This is a genomic window from Flavobacterium sp. I3-2 (genome assembly GCF_013389595.1).
In the GTDB taxonomy this organism is placed as follows: domain Bacteria; phylum Bacteroidota; class Bacteroidia; order Flavobacteriales; family Flavobacteriaceae; genus Flavobacterium.
This window is the reverse complement of the sequence record NZ_CP058306.1, coordinates 256,091-271,377: the sequence shown is the minus strand read 5'-3', so window position 1 is coordinate 271,377 and position 15,287 is coordinate 256,091. Positions and strand designations below refer to the sequence as shown.

The following is a 15,287-nucleotide window of genomic DNA, read 5'->3' as shown; positions in this document are numbered from 1 at the left end:
TAAGTACCTAACCACATTGTAAGTACTTGTACAAAGGTAAGTAATAGTTTAACTTTGTACAAGTTTAAAAATAGAATAAATGAAAATTCAACAAATACGAAATGCCACGCTAATTGTCGAATATGCAGGAAAGAAAATCTTAATTGACCCAATGTTATCTAGTAAAGGAACATTGCCTGCGTTTATTCCGGCTAAAAATTGGACTTTCAAAAAGAACCCTTTAAACGATTTACCTTTTGCTAAAGAAGAAATCATCAAAGATGTAGACTTTGTGTTTGTGAGCCACCTGCATCCAGACCATTGGGATAAAGAAGCTGTTCGTATTTTGCCTAAAGGAATTAAAATATTTGTTCAGGATCACAGCGATAAATTGAAAATAGAAAAATCAGGTTTTTCTAATGTTGAAGTTCTTGGTGAAAATTCTTCATTTGGAGATATAAGGCTGAGCAGAACAAAAGCCCAACACGGGAAGGGCTATATTTTGAAAATTGCAGGATGTGTTTGCGGCTTAGTACTAAAACACCCAACAGAAAAAACCTTGTACATAGCCGCCGATACCGTTTGGTACGAAGGCGTCCAAGAAGCCCTTGATAAACACCAACCAGAAATAATTGTATTAAACGGTGGCGACAACCAATTTGCTTTCGGTGGACAGGTCATTATGAATAAAAATGACATTAACGAAGTCCATAAGGCGATTCCGAATGCCACAATTGTTGTAAGTCACATGGAAGGTGTAAACCACAATACGCTTACACGAAAAGAATTAAAAGATTTTCTTTCCGGAAAAGGAATAACCGATAAAGTGAACGTTCCTGAAGATGGACAATCATACACATTTTAATAATTAAACATAAAAATAGAAAAATGAGAATATTAGTATTTGGAGCTACGGGCTCGCAACAATTCAACGTGATAGGCGAAGCAAAGAAAAAGGGTGCAGAAGTAATTGCTGCGACAAGCTCAGAAAATAGTTTTGAAAAGTTGACTCAGGCAGGAGCAACGCCGGTTTTGGCAAATTTAGCTGATGCCGATAAAATTAATGAAATCACTAAAGGTGTTGATGCTATAGCGTTTATGATACCTGTATCGCTTCCCAATCCTTCTGATGGTTTTCAATATTCCAAAAATGTAATTGACGCAGCAAAAGCAAATGGCGTAAAAAAAATTGTTTGGAATACAAGTGGCTGGTTAGAAACTCAAAAAATAGGTTCTCCGGTAGATGATGTGAAATTGGACGTTCTGGATTATTTAAAAAATAGCGGTGTGGATTATGTAATCATCGAACCAACTATCTATATGGAAAATATGATGGGACCATTTTGTGCCCCTTTCATAACAAATGAGAAAAAATTAGCTTATCCTACGCCAGAGGCCATGCCCATTGGTTGGATAGCTTCCAGAGATGTGAGTGCTTTTGTGGTTGAAGCTATTTATAATGAAAATTTAAAAGCAGATAGTTTTAAGATCAGCGGGTTAGAAAATTTAAAAGGCAATGATTTGGCTACAGCGTTTTCTAAAGGTACAGGCGAAGAAATCGTTTATTATCCGCAGAAGCCGAAAGAATTTGGCGATATATTAAAACCAATGGTGGGTGAAGCAGGAGCAAACAGCGTTGCAGCTTATTACGAAATGCTTCAAAACGCATCGGAATATCCTTCAAAATTCAATCCTCAAATGAACGAAATACTGGAAACGCTTCCTGTAAAAATGACTTCTTTAGCGGAATGGGCAAAAGAGAATAAAAATTATTTTATCAAATAAACAAACTATATATGAAAGCGAAAGAAGTTGTTGCCTCATACTTTGAGGCATTAGGCAAAGGTGAATTAGAAAAAGCACTTTCATCATTTACTCCAGACACCAAGTGGTGTCAGCCGGGAGACAATCAGTTTGCAGGATTGAAGAATAATCTCAATGAAATTATCGAAATGTTTCAAGGTATAATGAGACATACATCTGGAAATATGCAGGTTAGACCAAATGGAGCAATGTTGGAAAGTGGAAATCTGATAGCAGTTCCCGTTTGGTTTACCGCTAAAACAGAAACTAAAATTATGGATCTGGGCGGTCTTGATCTTTTCGAAGTAAAAGATGGGAAAATCATTCACGTTTGGACATTCTCAGATGACCAGTCAGTAGATGATGAATTTTTCGGAAAATAAAAAAAGTATTAATAATTAGAAATTTTAAAACCAAATATTATGACAGCAATAGAAGTAGTAACAGCTTATTCAGTAGCCCTTTCGCAAGGAGACATTCCTACCGCCTTTTCACATTTTAGTCCAGACGCAAAATGGCACCAACCAGGAAATCATCAGTTTGCCGGAACTAAAGAAGGACTTGAAGCCATTGGCAAAATGCTTGGCGATATGATGGGAGCCACACAAGGTTCATTGGTTATCAATCCTACTGGTGCTTTGATGACTAACGGGAATTTAGTTTCATTTCCAACACGTTTTAGCGGTAAAATTGGAGAAAGAACAGTGGATATGAATGGTGTTGATCTGTTTGAAGTGGTGGATGAAAAAATTGTACAGGTTTGGTTGTTTTCTGAAGACCAATCTGCTGAAGACGAGTTTTGGGGAAAGTAAATCCTTTTAAAATTTGAAAAAGGACGGTGGGTTTTAAAGCTTTACCGTCCTTTTTTTATCTATGAACCGAACGAGCCATTAGTGGCAAATAAAGTATTTTTGTATATCTCAATCGAAATAATATTAGTATCTATTTATGGAAATTTTAAAATCATTTGGAAGCAAGAAAATCGGTTATTTAGATTTTGACACCACTAGTCCTGCGGATGGTTTTTCGCTGCCATGCCGAAAATCGAACGACTGCTACATCGTTCTTTACGCACAAGCGGGAAGTTCCGTAATTACTGATTTTGTTGAGTATAAAACAGAACAGGATACTTTATTTTTTTTTAGTGTGGGACAACATTTCCAAGTTGAGGATAATAGTAAAGGGGCACTGATTTATTTCAATCCCGAGTTTTACTGTATTGCCTTCCACGACAAAGAGCTGACTTGTGACGGAATTCTGTTCAACAATGTTTTTGAAACACCGTACATTACATTAACTGATAACGAAAATAGATCGTTCAGCAGGATTGCTGACGAGATAAAGGAGGAATTGAATAAAGATGATTACTGGACAGAAGAAATGACAAGAACAAAATTGAAAGAGTTGATCATCACAGCAAGTAGAGCGTGGCTTGCTAGGTCGCCTGAACAAAAAGGATTGGGAACAATAGAGGATGCGGTAACGCGAAAATTCAGCCATTTGGTTGAAGAAAATTATTATCGATATCATGGTGTTGCACAATATGCGGAACTACTTTATATCAGTCCCAAAACTTTGTACAGAAAAATTGTAGATGAAAAAGGAACATCGCCTAATACCATTATCAAAAACAGGATTATACTTCAGGCAAAGAAATTGCTTGTCAATACCGACCTCACTATAAAGGAAATTGCTGCCCAACTTGGTTATGAAGACCAATCTTATTTTGTGCGTTTTTTTAGAATACAAACTGGAAAATCTCCAATTGAATTTAGAAAAACAGCAAACGAAAATTAGAGAGAGGAAAATAGAACTCTGAGATAAACATAGACTACCAAGAGACGGGTAGTGAGCTCTTAAAAAACTCCAAAAAAATTCGATAGTTGTTTTCAAAGCTTGCCAAACTAATAAAATTGTGCGTACTTCGTATTTCATACTAATTAGTACCTTTTATGACAAAAGCATCCACAACACGGAATACAATTCTTCAAAAAGCATTTGAATTGATTTATACCAAAGGCTATCAAACGACAAGTATTGATGAAATTATTGCTACAACCAAAGTTACAAAAGGTGCATTTTACTATCATTTCAAGACCAAAGATGAAATGGGTTTGGCAATAATTAATGAAATTTTGAAACCGACAATGAAAAATGATTTCATTAAACCATTGCAAAATGCTAAAAATCCAATCAAGGAAATTTACGATATGACGAAAGCATTACTTCTTGAAAATCCGTTTCTAAAGCTAGAGTATGGTTGTCCGGCAGGAAATTTAACACAGGAAATGACTCCCTGGAATATTGAATTTGGAAAAGCTCTGGCTGAACTTACTTTAGAATGGCAACAAACAATAGAAAATAGTATAAAAATCGCCAAAGAAAATGGAACGGTAAGAGATAGTGTAAATCCGCAGCAGGTAGCCTATTTTATTATGTCGGGATATTGGGGAATCAGAAATTTTGGTAAGGTTTATAATAATACTGACTGTTACCATTCGTACCTAAAAGAGCTAAAAATTTATCTAAATAGCTTAGGATAAAATATTTTACATAAAAACATACTACTTAGTATGTTTTTAATATCTTTGCATCGTTAAATAAAATTTACGATGTTTCAAACACTTACCTTTTACCATTCCATCATGCGTTGGCTTGTTTTAGCAAGTATAGTTTACGCAATTTATCGGGCATACAGAGGTTATTCTTCGAACGCCCAATTTTCCAAAACAGATAATGCCGTCCGGCATTGGACAGCTACAATAGCACACATTCAGCTTCTAATTGGGATTATATTGTACACCCAAAGTCCGATAATCAAATACTTTTGGCAAAACTTCAATGAAGCCATCCAAAATTTAGACCTTGTTTTTTTTTGGCTTACTTCACCTAATTTTAATGCTAGCTGCAATCATTTTAATAACCATCGGTTCTGCATTATCAAAAAGAAAAACAACTGACAAAGAAAAATTCAAAACAATGTTGGTTTGGTTTTCGGTTTCCCTCATTATCATTTTCATCGCCATTCCGTGGCCATTTTCACCCTTAGCAAACAGACCTTATTTTAGATAGTATGATACATTTATTCAAAACAAAAATCGGAAGATTACGCATTATTGGTTTTTTTGAAGGAGTTTCCTTACTGGTGCTCATTTTTATTGCGTCACCGATGAAACATTATTTTGACAATCCAGCTTTTTCAAAGATTCTTGGACCAATTCACGGAGCTATATTTTTACTATTCCTCTTCAATACTTTAAGTGTAGCTGTAGAGCAGAATTGGAAATTTAAAACCACGACCTGGAAAATTATTTTGGCTTGTTTTATTCCATTCGGAACGTTTTACATTGACCATAAAATTTTAAACAAACTATGAAAACGATATACATTATTTTGGGTGCAATTCTTTTAATCTATATTTCTTACCGCACCTATCGCTTTGTGAAACTTGACAACGGACTTTCCGAAAAGATAGAAAATGGAGCAATAATTTTAGATGTTCGAACCGAATACGAGTATAAAACAGGTCATATTGATGGTTCGATAAATATCCCACTAGGAACAATTCGGGAAAGATACCTTGAACTTGACACCAATAAAACCTACATCACTACTTGTTCTCATGGTTTGAGAAGTGTAAAAGTGGAGACGCTTTTAAAGGAAAAAGGATATAAAAATGTTTTTAATGGTGGAGCTTGGTCTGATCTTGAAAAAATTGTAATCGAACAAAAAGGTGGCAAATGATTTCGGTATTTAAAACGAATGTGACAAATGAGAAAGAAATAGAAACACTTAAACCACTTCTTGACACACATCTCGAAATTACAAAATGGAATTTTGACCTTGAAGACTGCGACAATATTTTGCGCATAGATAGCTTAAGCGAAATTGCTCAACCGACAATTAAAATATTGAAAGACAATGGCTTTGACTGCCAAGAGCTTTAAGGTTCACTTATAAGAACCAAAACCGATAATAACAAACCAAAATAAGCATTGGGCAAAATGTCCTATACAATGAGTTCTATATCCATTGTGTGAAATTTTAAGAGCCGGTAACTTTGTACTATAAAATTTTAGTAAAATTAAGTTTATGGAAACAAAGATTAAAGCCGTCTGGCAAGGAAGTTTTAAAGAAGGAAAAGGACAGTTTAATGTAAATGATTCTGCAATAAATAATACAACTTTCAAACCTTCATTTGCTAAATACAATGAAAGTTTTACAAATCCGGAACAATTACTGGCTTCCGCTCACGCTGCCTGTTATACAATGACGTTGAGTTACATTCTATCAGAAAACGGGTTTTCTGCTGATAATCAAATTGAAACAACCGTCTCATTAGCGCTGAACAACAATGTAATTACAAAATCAATTTTGACCGTACAAGCTAAGATCGCTGATATAACAAAGGAACAGTTCCAAAATTTTGCCTTGAAAGCCAAAGAAATGTGTCCTGTGGGTAATGCCCTTAATGTTGAAATTAGTTTAGAAGCTACTTTGGTATCATAAAAACAGTTATAACCAAAAGTTTAACTTGTTATAGAGCTAACCTATTTGAAATAATTAAAAAATCCCTTAAATGAAAATAGAAATCTGGAGTGATGTAATTTGTCCGTTTTGTTACATCGGAAAAAGAAATTTTGAAACGGCTTTAGAACAATTTGCAGATAAGAAGAACATTGAAGTAATCTGGAAAAGTTTTCAATTGGATCCTGCAATTCCCGAAGTTGCTACGGAAAGCTATACCGATTATTTGGTGAAACGAAAAGGAATGGCTGTAGAGCAAGTCCAGGGAATGTTGTCCAATGTAACACAAATGGCAACGCAGGTAGGACTAGATTATCATTTAGATCAATCAATAATTGTCAATTCGCTAAAAGCCCATCAATTGATACAGTTTGCAAAGTTAAAAAATCTGGGCAGCGAAGCTGAAGAACGATTATTCAAAGCATTTTTTATTGAAGGAAAAAATATTGCTGATACAGAGACCTTAGTTCAATTGGGTAAAGATTTTGGTTTGGACGAAAGCGAAATCAAAGCCAATTTAGAGGATGAAAAATACAAGTATGAAATAGCTCAGGATATCCAGGAAGCCCAAAATATAGGAGTTACGGGCGTTCCATTTTTTGTTTTCGATAGAAAATACGCAGTTTCTGGAGCTCAACCAGCAGAAGCTTTTTTAGAAACTTTGAGCAAGTCTTTTGTCGAATGGAGAAAGTCTAATCCTGAAGCTATATTAGAAATTACAGAAGGAAATAGTTGTACGGTTGATGGTAAGTGTGATTAACTTTATAAGTCACAAATACTCTTCTTTCTAAAAATCAACAAAACAATGTTAGATATGTACCGAATGTTTGTTGTTCCAGAAGGTAAATCGGGCGAAAAGGGAGCCAAGATGATGGTAGATTTAGGTGATGCGATGGCTCGTGAAGCGATCCCATTTCTTGGTCTTGGGCAAAAAGATCGTGTTATTGAAATAGGATTTGGACCCGGAATAGGTTTAGAAACTTTGGCAAAAACGGTATCGCAAGGTACTATTGTAGGAATTGATCCTTCCGAACTAATGCATCGGCTTGCCAGTGAACGTAACAAAGATTCTATAGTTTCAGGAAAAATCACTCTTATAAAGGGAACCGTAGAAAATCTACCTTTTGATGATGATTATTTTAATGGTGCAATCGCGATGGATAATATGCATTTTTGGAATGAACCGTTGAATGGATTAATCGAGCTCAAACGTGTACTGCTGCCGGGATCAAAGTTGGTCTGTTCCTTCACACCACATTCTGGAGGAAGCAAACATGGCTGGGAAAAACTGTTCGAAAGAGCCGGATATGTGGACTTTACACTTTTGGAATCCGCATTAGGAATTCGCATAGTAGCGAAAATACCGGAGATATCTGTTTAAAAACCAGAACAGCAGTACAAAAGCATTTTAGCGCATAACGCTTTTCATTTGACCATCAAAGCTGTTACGTGTCACAACGTAAATTAAAGCAGTTAATCAAAACACATAAGAAAATGAATAGATATTTGAGAAATTGGAATTACATGCGGTTGCTACGATTGGCATTGGGCATTTTTATTATTGTGCAGGGAATCATGGAGCAGCAGTGGTTACTGGTGGCTATGGGAAGTCTGTTCTCATTGATGCCTTTGATGAATATCGGTTGCTGTGGTGTATCAGGCTGCAATACCCCTATTTCAAGAAGTACTAAAAAACTAGATGAAACAACTTATGAAGAAATACGGTAAGAAACATTTGTATACAATATTGGGTATAGCTATTGGTGCAGTCGCAGGCTATTTCTATTGGAAATTTATCGGATGCAGTACGGGCAGTTGTGCCATTACTTCTAACCCTATAAACAGTACTATCTACGGTTCGGTTATGGGTGGGCTTCTCTTATCAATATTTAAAAAAGACAAAAAGCAATATGACGTTTCAAGAAATAATTAACAGCGACAAACCTGTATTGGTAGATTTCTTTGCCGAATGGTGTGGTCCTTGCAAAATGATGTCGCCCATTCTGGAAGAATTAAAACAGCGTATAGGCAATAAGGCAAGCATCATTAAAATTGATGTGGACAAGAACCCGCAGGCGGCGGCAGCGTATCAGGTTCGAGGCATACCTACACTGATCATATTTAAAAACGGAGAAATCCGCTGGCGACAATCTGGCGTATTTTCTGTAAATGAACTAGAAAGATTGATTAACGAAAACAAATGAGAATATACGTGTTAGAAGTTTTAATAGAACATCAGCAATAACGTTATTAACTGCCATTGCAGGTACTTGGGCTTATGGTTTGCTTACGGGGAAGTTGCCACATTAAATATTAATCAACCTCATCAAAACCTCCTTCAAAACAAATTAATTACTTTTGTAAAGTTTAAAAAACAAAACATCTAAAATGAAAATCAGCATCAGACCATTTTTTACAAAAGTTATCGTCATTTTGATGACTTTTATGGTGAGTCTTCCTTGTGCTGTGAAAAAAGATTTTAAAGAAGTTTTAAATATCCCTGTTTCAGATTTGGGACAGGCAGAAAAGCCCAATAAATCTGTCGTTTGTTCGAGTTTTTCAAAGACAGAAAGCAACAATAATTCGGTTTCTTGTAAGAAAAAAGAGGTACAGAAATTTAATTATAAATCTGGAAGTATTCAATATTCATCTGAAGTTTCATACTTCATTTTTTCGCCTTTTGCAGATGTTGAATTTACTGCATCGATTCCCATTTATATTCTTCACGAGCAATATTTGATTTGATTTTTTGATTAAAATTTAGCCACTTCAATATCTTTTTATTGAAGCTTTATGCATTTTATTTTATCAAATTTTAATTCAAAACAATGAACAATCAAACATATTCGTATGCCGGAATGTTTACCACGGCATTGCGCTGGGTGGCCGGCTGGACCTACTTTTCCGCGTTTTGGAGAAGATTAATTTTAGAGAACAAACTCAATCCTGATGAGGCAGGATATATCGGTGAAAAGTTCAATCACTTTTTACCCAATGCTTTGGGCATAAAACCCATTATCGAACACCTTGTTTCCAACCCTGAAAGTCTTTGGTGGGCAATGATTTCCTTCACAATTATAGAGGGAATTGTAGGACTTTTATTTATACTCGGCGTTTTTACCAGATTGATGAGCATTGGCGTTTTCAGTTTGGCACTAGGAATTTTATTGGGTTCCGGCTGGCTCGGAACGACCTGTTTAGACGAGTGGCAAATTGGCGTTTTGGGTGTTGCTTCTGGGTTTACCATTTTCCTTTCAGGTGGCGGAAAATATTCTTTTGACGAATATTTTATTCGAAAAAACAAATCATTTGCGAGCACAAAATGGTTTCAATTTCTAGGTTCTGAAATGTTGCCATTAACAGAAAAAGTACTGAACAAAACGGTCTTGGTGGGTGCGATTTTTATTTTTGGTTTGACATTATTTACCAATCAATATTTTCACGGTGGCGTTTATGGAACTTTGCACAACCTCTCCGTTCGTCCGCACGTAAGTATTAGCAATGCAAAAATTCAGAATGATACGTTGTCTTTTATCGTTTTCAGAGATGAGGGTTCCGATGTATATGGCTCGTTTTTGATAGGCATAAAATTGATGGATGAAAATGGAAATACGGTTTTTGAACAAACGCAAACGCAACTTTCACAATTGACTTCTGCGCACATTAAAAATGATTATGTAGCTAAGGTAAAACCCGGAAAATACAGTTTGATATTGCCTTTGGGTGCAAAAGCATCATTAAATTTTAAGGAAACTATTTTTACAACTTTAGAAGGAAAATACACCTTAGAATTGCTGGATATTAGCGGTGTAAAATGGCAAGAAAAGATAAGTGTTATCAAAAATTAATAAGATAATTTAAAAGAAAAAAATGGAAAAATTCAAAATATGGCTCAAAAAAAACTGGAGCCTAACACTTTTATTCGCAATATTCGTTTTGTTATTGGTAAGCCCAGACGCAAAAGCGTGGTTGATGAGACAGATTATTTCAACAGGTTTACTTAATTCAAAAATTGAAGAGAAAAATGTTGAAAAACCTGCCGATGAAAATATAGCAACCATCACTGAAAGTTTCAGCGTAAAAGATGAAAGCGGACAATTAATCAATGTTTCTGAACTGAAAGGCAAAGTGGTTTTTATTAATTTCTGGGCATCTTGGTGTCCGCCTTGCAGGGCAGAATTTCCGTCGATTCAGAAATTTTACGAAAAATATGAGGGAAATGATGAGCTCGTTTTTCTCACGATAAATTTAGATGATGAACCACAAGCCGGAAAACTATACCTTGAGAAAGAAAAATTTACTATTCCATTTTTAGTTCCAAATGGAAATATTCCCAATGAATATTTCAGCGGTTCACTTCCAACAACCGTAGTTTTGGACAAAACAGGAAAAATAAGAATGCATCACGCAGGAATGGCAGATTATAGCAAAGATTCTTTCTATGAGGAAATCAATCAACTTCTAAAAGATTAGAATAAGAATAGGCTCTAGGTATCCGTTATTTTTCAAGAACGCTCAAAATCAATCTTATGAGTTCTCGTTTTGAGCGTTTATTTTTTAATTAAACTAAAATATTATATAATGAAAACAAATTTTTTATCAACGTTAATTTTAGTAACAGCTCTAATTTTCACTTCAAATTACAGCAATGCGCAAAGCCAAACTTTTGGAAATAAAGTAGAATACAAAGGTTCTAACAAGAAATTGGCAGTAATGATTGCAGATGTTAAGCGTTTTAATACCACCGTAGAAACTGTAGAATCACTAAAGCTAAAAGAAAATGGATTGACCTTTGAAATTGTGATAGTTGGTATATTGGCTAAAGAAATCGTAGAAAATAAAGAACTTATAGAATTGATTGACAGAGCAGAAAAGTCAGGCGCACAATTGGTAATTTGCGAGTATGCCTTAGATATTCTGAAAGTTGACAAATCAAAACTCGACAAACGAATTATCATCACTCCAAATGCGTTGATATATATGTTTGAACTGAATGATAAAGGGTATAATACGCTGGTTTATTAAAAGAAAAATACAGAATGAGACTGACAAATAAAAAAGCGTAATTTAGGGTTTCGTTTTAATAATCAAAGAAAGAAATAGTTGAAAACAATAAAATTTAACAAGACAGAATGCGGGGTAGATTTTCTGCTTAACGTACTTCCTTCTGATGAAATTGGTGAGGCATACCTTAATCATAAATTGTTTAATACAGATTATTTTGAAATCATTTTTTTCAAGAAAGGTAGTGGTCAACTTACGCTCAACTATCAAAAAATAAATGTTGAGGATAACAGTATTATTTTTATTTCCCCTTTTCAAAAACGCCAATGGAATCTTGATGCGGAAGATTTTGATTTTACGGTTTTGGCTTTGAAAGAAGATTTTCTAAATGAATTTTTCTCTGATAAACTTTTTACCTACCGTTTATCTTATTTTTATCAGTTAGAATTTCCTTTAAATATGCGGGTTGAGAAAGAAAACATTGATATGTATTGTGTTTTGTTATCCGAGATCAAAGCAGAATTACGGAAAACCAGAATAGATAGTGTGCATATCATCCGTTCCCTAATCTATTATCTTTTACAAAAATTGAACAGAGTGTACGCGGAAAAGCATCAATTATCATTAAGAAATCAAGGTACCAATTATGCCTTCCAGTTTAAAAAACTGATTGAAACAAATATAGAAAACAAACAACGAATCAGCGATTATACAGACTTAATGGGCATTAGTCGTATAACCCTAAACAAATCTGTAAAAGACCAATTCAATGTAACGGCAACTCATTTGCTGAAGCAAAGATTGCTGGTGCAAATCAAAGATTACCTCATTCATTCTGAAATGACTGTTTCTGAAATTGCTCATAAACTCAACTTTTCCGAACCCAATCATTTGATGCGTTTTTTTAAAAGTCAAACAGGAATGACGACTACCGAATTTCTAGCAGATTATCAAAATGGTAGCATTTCCTAATAATTTGGTAGACTAGCTCATCGTGATGTGTGCTAATTTTGCTAAAAAATAAATAATATTAAAGTTATGAGCAAACAAGCATTGATTATCATCGACATTCAAAATGATTATTTTGAAAATGGCGCACTTGAATTAGTAAACCCAATAGAAGCAAGTTTAAATGCGGGTAAGGTATTGGAATATTTTAGAAAAAATAATTTACCCATTGCACACATTCAGCACATATCGGCTAATCCAGCGGCATTACCAGTTTTTGTAGAAGGAACACCTGGTGTAGAAATTCACGAAAATGTGAAACCACTTGAAGGAGAAAAAGTTTTTCAAAAGTATTATCCAAACAGTTTTAGAGATACAGGTCTTTTTGAATATTTAAAAGAAAATGACGTAACCGAAGTCGTTATTACAGGGATGATGACACACATGTGCATAGACGCCACCACAAGAGCGGCATTTGATTTTGGATATAAATGTACTGTAATTGGCGATGCTTGTGCATCAAGAGATTTAGAAATTAACGGTAAAACTGTAAAAGCTGATGACGTGCACCATGCATTTTTAGCGGCATTAGAATTTTTCTATGCGGAGATAAAAAGTACCGAAGATTATCTTTCCGCATAAAGGATAATTCCACTTCACTATTATTCTCTAAGAGCTATCTCCCGCAAATAAATATTTTACATTACGGTGAGAGGATGATTTACGAAACATCGTACTTTCAAATTAAAAACGAGGCGGAAGATTTTCCGTCTTGCGTTTTTGTATATAATTATGCATAATAGGGCTTGTATTTATCATTTTATAGCTGTATGATATAGTAAGTCCGTCTGTTTTGTTGAGATCTCAGCACCTTTTGACCTAGACACCTTAAAGAATCGATCAGCTTAAATGAAAAAATTGGTCACGTTTATTCATTTTTTAGGTATCTTTGTGGATTATGAAGCAACTTATTTTTCTAATCCTCTTTTGTATTGTTACCAGCTGTTCTGAAAAATCAGAAAAGTTACCTTATTTAGGTAATCCGAGTGTGGTAAATAAAGTTGAAATGCAACATACCATACAGGACTTTTCCTTTTTAAATCAGGATAGTTTGGTTGTGACCAACGAAACATTTAAGAATAAAATATATATAGCCGATTTCATTTTTTTAAGATGCCCTACAATCTGTCCGGTTATGAATATGGAACTCAAAAGAGTTTATGATGCTTTTAAAGACAACGAAAATGTATTATTTGTTTCACATACTGTTGATCCTGAAAATGACACCATTCCTGTACTGAAAGCTTATTCTGAAAATTTAGAAGTGAACCCTGAAAAATGGCATTTTTTATGGGGAGAACAGAAAGACATTTTTAGTATTGCCGAAAATAGCTATTTTACTCAAGCTTATGAGGATTTGGATGCTCCGGGAGGATATGCTCATAGTGGAGGATTTATTTTAGTTGATAAAAATCGCCATATACGAGGTGTTTATGACGGAACCAATAGTGTTGATGTTGACAGATTAATAAAAGAAATTGTAATTTTGCTGAATGAAGAATCAAAATAGATGAGAAAAAGTATATTGTTCATATTACTTTTATCCTTTCTGTACCAAAATACATCAAGTATTTGGATTATTACTTCATTTTATATTAATCAAGACTATATAGCAAAGAATATATGTGTAAACAGATTTGATTTAATTCCTGTTTGTAATGGTAAGTGTTATCTTCAGAAAGAACTTTCAGCTGACTCGGAAAAAGAAAAGCAAATTCCTAATATAAAAGTGCAAGAAGTACAACCATTGTTTTGCCAAATTATCTACCAATATACCTTGGAAACTTTGACTGTAGTTCACTTAATTTATCCTGAATATAGTTCTGAATTTCTCGTATCCAATATGATTTCTTCAGTTTTTCAGCCGCCTGAGTTAATTTAAAAAACTATATCTAACTTTTTACTCAATTATATCATCCTTTAAGAATATAGAGGATGATGGTCTGTGTACAAAAGAATTAGCAAAAAATGATTTTAAGTTTTTTAATCTAACAACAAATAATTATGCAAACTACCAAAGTACCGGTTTGCAATATGGGTTTATTTAATAGTAATGATTTTTGGATGAGTTCTATTGATGGATTATTAATAAATTTTCCACATTTGGAGTTTCCACATGAAAATACGTTCTACACTTTATTTATTATTGAAAACGGGAATGGAGAAATTATTATTGATCAAAATAGAAGCCGTATTGACAACAGTCAAATAATTATTATCAAGCCAAATTGTATTACCGAAATTTATTTAAAAAAAGAAGCGAAAGGAAAAATGATTTGTTTTACAGAAGATTTCTTTTCGTTAAGATATAACAACAATATTTTAAATCAATTTACCTTTTTCAATGAGACTTCAGAAATTCTAATAAGGATAACGACAAATAAACTTTCTTATATAAACTTTTTAACATCTTGTATGTATGAGGAGTTCAATAGCAAAAAGAAAGCTTCGAAGAAAGTTCTTCGTTCATTTCTTAACATTCTTTTGATAGAAGCCCAGCGTATTCATACTCCATTAAGAATTATGAATGAAAACACTCCAACAAAGGAAAAGGTACAGAAATTCCAAAAGTTAATAGAAAAGAATTTTAAAATGTCGAAAATGCCTTCTGATTACGCGAAGATGCTTAATATTAGTACTAATTACCTGAACAAAATCTGTAAAACAACTCTTGGACTAACTTCGGGAGATTTAATACGAAAACAAATAATATTAGAGGCACAAAGGTTATTACATTACACTAATTATACCATTAACGAAATTGCTAACGAATTAGGGTTTGAGCATCCTTCTTATTTCGTTACTTTATTCAAAAAAATAACCAATTTAACTCCTGAGCAATATAGAAAAAAGCGGAATGAATAAGTAATTTATGAATAACTGAATTGAAAACAGAAATTAAGGATGTATAAAAAATAAAAATAAATCCTTTTTTCTTAAAGAAGCAGTATTGTTTAGTTAAACAA

The 15,287-nt window shown here is 34.0% G+C and carries 23 protein-coding genes; all 23 read left to right on the top strand.

All coding sequences use genetic code 11. The annotated features are described in order from the left end of the window. Nucleotides 1-79: 79 nt before the first annotated feature. The gene (locus HW119_RS01270) at nucleotides 80-844 is read left to right on the top strand and encodes an MBL fold metallo-hydrolase (RefSeq protein ID WP_159156457.1); all 765 of its coding nucleotides are present in this window, start codon (nucleotides 80-82) and stop codon (nucleotides 842-844) included. Nucleotides 845-867: 23 nt separating this feature from the next. After that, nucleotides 868-1,764 (top strand): SDR family oxidoreductase, encoded by an 897-nt coding sequence (locus HW119_RS01265; protein ID WP_159156458.1) that lies wholly within the window; start codon nucleotides 868-870, stop codon nucleotides 1,762-1,764. Nucleotides 1,765-1,775: 11 nt separating this feature from the next. Next, the gene (locus HW119_RS01260; RefSeq protein ID WP_159156459.1) at nucleotides 1,776-2,165 is read left to right on the top strand and encodes a nuclear transport factor 2 family protein; all 390 of its coding nucleotides are present in this window, start codon (nucleotides 1,776-1,778) and stop codon (nucleotides 2,163-2,165) included. 39 nt (nucleotides 2,166-2,204) lie between these two features. Beyond that, a complete protein-coding gene (locus tag HW119_RS01255) occupies nucleotides 2,205-2,594 on the top strand; it encodes a nuclear transport factor 2 family protein (protein ID WP_159156460.1) in 390 nt (129 codons plus the stop codon). Between the two features lie 136 nt (nucleotides 2,595-2,730). Continuing rightward, a complete protein-coding gene (locus HW119_RS01250; RefSeq protein ID WP_177760910.1) occupies nucleotides 2,731-3,579 on the top strand; it encodes an AraC family transcriptional regulator in 849 nt (282 codons plus the stop codon). Nucleotides 3,580-3,734: 155 nt separating this feature from the next. Further along, nucleotides 3,735-4,325: a TetR/AcrR family transcriptional regulator gene (locus HW119_RS01245; RefSeq protein ID WP_123868562.1), complete on the top strand. Its 591-nt coding sequence runs from the start codon at nucleotides 3,735-3,737 to the stop codon at nucleotides 4,323-4,325. A 530-nt stretch (nucleotides 4,326-4,855) separates the two neighbouring features. Continuing rightward, nucleotides 4,856-5,158 carry a DUF3817 domain-containing protein gene (locus tag HW119_RS01240; RefSeq protein ID WP_177760909.1) on the top strand — a complete coding sequence of 101 codons (303 nt, stop codon included), beginning with the start codon at nucleotides 4,856-4,858 and terminating at the stop codon, nucleotides 5,156-5,158. Then, nucleotides 5,155-5,526, top strand: a complete 372-nt coding sequence (locus HW119_RS01235) for a rhodanese-like domain-containing protein (protein WP_177760908.1) — start codon at nucleotides 5,155-5,157, stop codon at nucleotides 5,524-5,526. Before HW119_RS01240 ends, HW119_RS01235 begins: the two co-directional genes overlap by 4 nt. Continuing rightward, nucleotides 5,523-5,729, top strand: a complete 207-nt coding sequence (locus HW119_RS01230) for a hypothetical protein (RefSeq protein ID WP_177760907.1) — start codon at nucleotides 5,523-5,525, stop codon at nucleotides 5,727-5,729. Before HW119_RS01235 ends, HW119_RS01230 begins: the two co-directional genes overlap by 4 nt. Nucleotides 5,730-5,874: 145 nt before the next feature. After that, nucleotides 5,875-6,291 carry an OsmC family peroxiredoxin gene (locus tag HW119_RS01225; RefSeq protein WP_177760906.1) on the top strand — a complete coding sequence of 139 codons (417 nt, stop codon included), beginning with the start codon at nucleotides 5,875-5,877 and terminating at the stop codon, nucleotides 6,289-6,291. Between the two features lie 70 nt (nucleotides 6,292-6,361). After that, nucleotides 6,362-7,069, top strand: coding sequence for a DsbA family protein (locus HW119_RS01220; protein ID WP_177760905.1), 708 nt, complete (start codon nucleotides 6,362-6,364; stop codon nucleotides 7,067-7,069). A gap of 45 nt (nucleotides 7,070-7,114) precedes the next feature. Continuing rightward, nucleotides 7,115-7,690, top strand: a complete 576-nt coding sequence (locus tag HW119_RS01215; RefSeq protein ID WP_177760904.1) for a class I SAM-dependent methyltransferase — start codon at nucleotides 7,115-7,117, stop codon at nucleotides 7,688-7,690. A 113-nt stretch (nucleotides 7,691-7,803) separates the two neighbouring features. Further along, entirely contained in the window at nucleotides 7,804-8,037 is a 234-nt protein-coding gene (locus HW119_RS01210) for a hypothetical protein (protein ID WP_159156842.1), read from the top strand. After that, complete coding sequence (locus HW119_RS16685; protein WP_317171499.1) at nucleotides 8,009-8,242, top strand: DUF6132 family protein; 234 nt, start codon at nucleotides 8,009-8,011, stop codon at nucleotides 8,240-8,242. The genes HW119_RS01210 and HW119_RS16685 overlap by 29 nt, the downstream gene beginning before the upstream one ends. Continuing rightward, nucleotides 8,220-8,513 carry a thioredoxin gene (trxA, locus tag HW119_RS01205; protein WP_177760903.1) on the top strand — a complete coding sequence of 98 codons (294 nt, stop codon included), beginning with the start codon at nucleotides 8,220-8,222 and terminating at the stop codon, nucleotides 8,511-8,513. Before HW119_RS16685 ends, trxA begins: the two co-directional genes overlap by 23 nt. Before the next feature lie 184 nt (nucleotides 8,514-8,697). Further along, on the top strand, nucleotides 8,698-9,054 hold the full coding sequence (locus HW119_RS01200) for a hypothetical protein (protein ID WP_177760902.1): 357 nt from the start codon (nucleotides 8,698-8,700) through the stop codon (nucleotides 9,052-9,054). An 83-nt stretch (nucleotides 9,055-9,137) separates the two neighbouring features. Next, nucleotides 9,138-10,157, top strand: coding sequence for a TQO small subunit DoxD (locus HW119_RS01195; RefSeq protein ID WP_177760901.1), 1,020 nt, complete (start codon nucleotides 9,138-9,140; stop codon nucleotides 10,155-10,157). Between the two features lie 124 nt (nucleotides 10,158-10,281). Then, nucleotides 10,282-10,782, top strand: a complete 501-nt coding sequence (locus HW119_RS01190) for a TlpA family protein disulfide reductase (protein WP_236901574.1) — start codon at nucleotides 10,282-10,284, stop codon at nucleotides 10,780-10,782. Nucleotides 10,783-10,890: 108 nt separating this feature from the next. Continuing rightward, the gene (locus HW119_RS01185) at nucleotides 10,891-11,334 is read left to right on the top strand and encodes a hypothetical protein (RefSeq protein ID WP_159156475.1); all 444 of its coding nucleotides are present in this window, start codon (nucleotides 10,891-10,893) and stop codon (nucleotides 11,332-11,334) included. A gap of 78 nt (nucleotides 11,335-11,412) precedes the next feature. Beyond that, nucleotides 11,413-12,285 (top strand): AraC family transcriptional regulator, encoded by an 873-nt coding sequence (locus tag HW119_RS01180; protein WP_159156476.1) that lies wholly within the window; start codon nucleotides 11,413-11,415, stop codon nucleotides 12,283-12,285. A gap of 66 nt (nucleotides 12,286-12,351) precedes the next feature. Continuing rightward, nucleotides 12,352-12,903, top strand: coding sequence for a cysteine hydrolase family protein (locus HW119_RS01175; protein WP_159156477.1), 552 nt, complete (start codon nucleotides 12,352-12,354; stop codon nucleotides 12,901-12,903). 316 nt (nucleotides 12,904-13,219) lie between these two features. Further along, the gene (locus tag HW119_RS01170; protein ID WP_159156478.1) at nucleotides 13,220-13,831 is read left to right on the top strand and encodes an SCO family protein; all 612 of its coding nucleotides are present in this window, start codon (nucleotides 13,220-13,222) and stop codon (nucleotides 13,829-13,831) included. 494 nt (nucleotides 13,832-14,325) lie between these two features. Beyond that, a complete protein-coding gene (locus HW119_RS01165; protein ID WP_159156479.1) occupies nucleotides 14,326-15,186 on the top strand; it encodes an AraC family transcriptional regulator in 861 nt (286 codons plus the stop codon). Nucleotides 15,187-15,287: the final 101 nt, after the last annotated feature.